Below are 2,774 nucleotides of genomic sequence, written 5' to 3' on the forward strand. Positions count from 1 at the left end.
TCCAGGGCCCGCCGGTGGTTCTCCTCGCTCGACCCCGCGCACCCGGCGGCCGCGATGCGAACCGTGGCCCCGGCATCCGCCGCCGGCAGCGCGGTCGAGAGCACGCAGCAGTCGGTCGACACCCCCGTCAGGGTCAGCCGGGCACCGTCGCCGACGAGGTCGCGCAGCACCGGCCACTTGCCGAACGTGCCCGCCGTGACGACGTGCTCGGCAACGCCGGCCAGTTCCGGCACGACGGCGTACAGCGGGTCGCCGTCAGGCACGAGCGCGAACGGCCACTCCTCGTAGTACGGACCCCACGACCCTCCGAGGCCGGGATCGGCCACGAAGCGCGTGATGATGGTGCGCGACGGGGTGGATGCCGCGGCCAGCGTCGCGATGTGACCGACCGCCCCGGCCCACATCGACGACCCCCACGGCGAGGCCTGCGGGTCGGCGAAGACGACCTGGGGGTCGATGATGACGAGCCAGTCGTCGCCCAAGGTCTGCGGGTGGTCAGGGCGGGCCAGCGCGTCAGCCATCGACGAGCGCTTCCTGCTGCTGCACCCTTGCCCGGCGGGCCACGTAGGTCACGGCGAACGACAGGACCAGGGCGAGCAGCACCCCGAGGTTGGCGTACGGCCAGGCGCCGTCCCAGTAGGGGGCGCCTTCGCCTTCGGTGATGTATGTTCCGAGGCCGAGCGGCTCCAGGAGGTAGCCCTGCCAGTTGTTCCACGCGGCATCCTGGGCGAAGTTGTTGACGACCAGGCCCCACCCGATCACCGACGCGACCACCATCGTCGCGATCGACACCCAGTCCCACGAGCCGTAGCGGCCGCGCACGTCGAAGAGGGCGTCGTCGTCGTAGTCGCGCTTGCGCAGGGCGATGTCGGCGATCATGATCCCCGCCCACGACGCGAGCGGCACGCCGAGGGTGATGAGGAAGCTCTGGAACGGCCCGAGGAAGTCCTGCGCCACGAAGACGACGAAGAACGTGCCGAGGGTGAGGATGATGCCGTCGACCAGGGCCGCGGCCGGCCGCGGGACGCGCACCCCGAGCGAGAGCAGCGTCAGCCCCGAGGAGTAGATGCCGAGGACGGCGCCGGAGATCAGCGACATGATCACCGCGACGAGGAACGGCACGAGGAACCACGTCGGCAGGATGGTCGCGAGGGTGCCGATCGGGTCGCTCGGGATGCCGGCCAGCACCTCCTCGTTGGATGCCGAGAGCATGAGCCCGAAGGTCACGAGCAGGACGGGAGCCAAGGCACCGCCGAGGGTGTTCCAGAAGACGATGGCGCCACCGGAGGCTGACCGGTGCTGGTAGCGCGACCAGTCCGCGGAGATGTTGATCCAGCCCAGGCCGAAGCCCTCATGAGCATGACGAACGCCCCGATCACCGACTGGGTCGGGCCGGAGGGCAGCGCGGCGACGGCTGACCAGTCGATCTCGCGGGCGGCGATGATGACGAAGAGGATCGTCACGGCGCCGGTGAGCCAGGTGAGCACCGACTGCATCCGCATGATGATGTGGTACCCCGCCACCGACGCGAGCACGATGATCGCCGCGACGACGACGGCTGCCACGACCTTCGTCCCCGTGCCGCCGCCCCAACCGAGCTGCTCGAACACGGTCGCGGTGGCGAGCACGGCCATGATCGCCAGGAAGGTCTCCCAGCCGATCGACACCAGCCACGAGATGACGCCCGGCACCTTCTGCCCGGTCACCCCGAAGGCGGCGCGAGACAGGATCATCGTCGGGGCAGAACCGCGCTTGCCGGCGATCGCGACGATGCCGCACAGCACGAACGAGGTGACGATGCCGAGCACCGTGACCAGGGTGGCCTGCCAGAACGAGATGCCGAACCCGAGCACGAACGCCGCGTAGGAGATGCCGAAGACCGACACGTTGGCCGCGAACCACGGCCAGAACAGGTCTTTGGGCTGGGCCGTTCGCTCGGACTCGTCGATGATCTCGATGCCCGTGGTCTCGATCCCCAGCCGCTGCGTGGCGGCGACGGTGGTGTCAGTCATGGGGCGAGCATAGGCCCGCGGGCACGCCGATCAGCGACCCCGACACCCGGCTGAGGTAGGGGTCAACGACGGCCCGCACGCAGGGTGCGGGCCGCACGAGGTGGCGCGGTCAGGGTGGCGTCAACGCCGGCCCGGAGACCACGACCCGTAGTCGTCGTCGTCTTCCTCGCGGTCGTCGGTCGAGGTGCGACCGCCGCCCGTCTGGGAAACACCGTGAAGTTCGCGCTCAAGCGCGGAGAGGTCGGTGTCGGGGCTGAAGTACTTCAGCTCGCGAGCGACCTTCGTCTGCTTGGCTTTGGCTCGGCCGCGCCCCATGGCGTGACCCCCTCGTGCGTATGCCGGGGCGGCACCACAAATGGGACGGCCCCGACGTTCAGGGTCATCCCATGTCGCGGAGCGGTCCCGGGAATGGTGTGTATGTCGTGGCGCCAACGGTACATGAGTGGAGCAGGTCCGGCGACGTCGTCCCGAACAACGGCCTCAGGTGTCGCGATGTTCCCCCGCCGGCAGCCAGGGGCGCGGGCCCCCGGCGGCGATCCGGCGCTCGGCGAGGCGGTCGGCGGCGACCGCGGGGGTGACGTCCTCGGCATCCGCGCTGCGCAGCACCTCGAGGGTGTGGTCGAAGATCGTGGCCGTGCGCCGGCGGGCCCGCTCCATGTCGAAGCCGTGCAGCTCGTCGCTGACCTGGATCACGCCACCCGCATTGACGAGGAAGTCGGGGGCGTAGGTGATGCCGCGCTCCCGCAGCCGCTCCGCCGTGCC

Annotated in this window: 3 protein-coding genes and 1 pseudogene; all 4 read right to left on the bottom strand. The window is 70.2% G+C overall.

What is annotated here, in order from left to right; genetic code table 11:
* A partial coding sequence (locus PLL68_RS13575; protein ID WP_324534958.1) for a cysteine hydrolase family protein occupies positions 1-521 on the bottom strand: 521 nt, incomplete at its 3' end.
* A pseudogene (locus tag PLL68_RS13580) lies at positions 514-2,012 on the bottom strand (purine-cytosine permease family protein). The gene PLL68_RS13575 and the pseudogene PLL68_RS13580, both read right to left, overlap by 8 nt.
* Before the next feature lie 120 nt (positions 2,013-2,132).
* Positions 2,133-2,327: a DUF3073 domain-containing protein gene (locus PLL68_RS13585; RefSeq protein WP_159902801.1), complete on the bottom strand. Its 195-nt coding sequence runs from the start codon at positions 2,325-2,327 to the stop codon at positions 2,133-2,135.
* Between the two features lie 165 nt (positions 2,328-2,492).
* The coding region (locus PLL68_RS13590; protein WP_502910714.1) for a Rossmann-fold NAD(P)-binding domain-containing protein at positions 2,493-2,774 on the bottom strand (282 nt) is incomplete at its 5' end.

The organism is Ornithinibacter sp., from assembly GCF_035443565.1.
Taxonomy (GTDB): domain Bacteria; phylum Actinomycetota; class Actinomycetes; order Actinomycetales; family Dermatophilaceae; genus Fodinibacter.

What these genes read in the sequence shown, in the direction of transcription:
- PLL68_RS13585 (WP_159902801.1), bottom strand. Translation starts at nt 2,327, where the DNA reads ATGGGGCGCGGCCGAGCCAAAGCCAAGCAGACGAAGGTCGCTCGCGAG.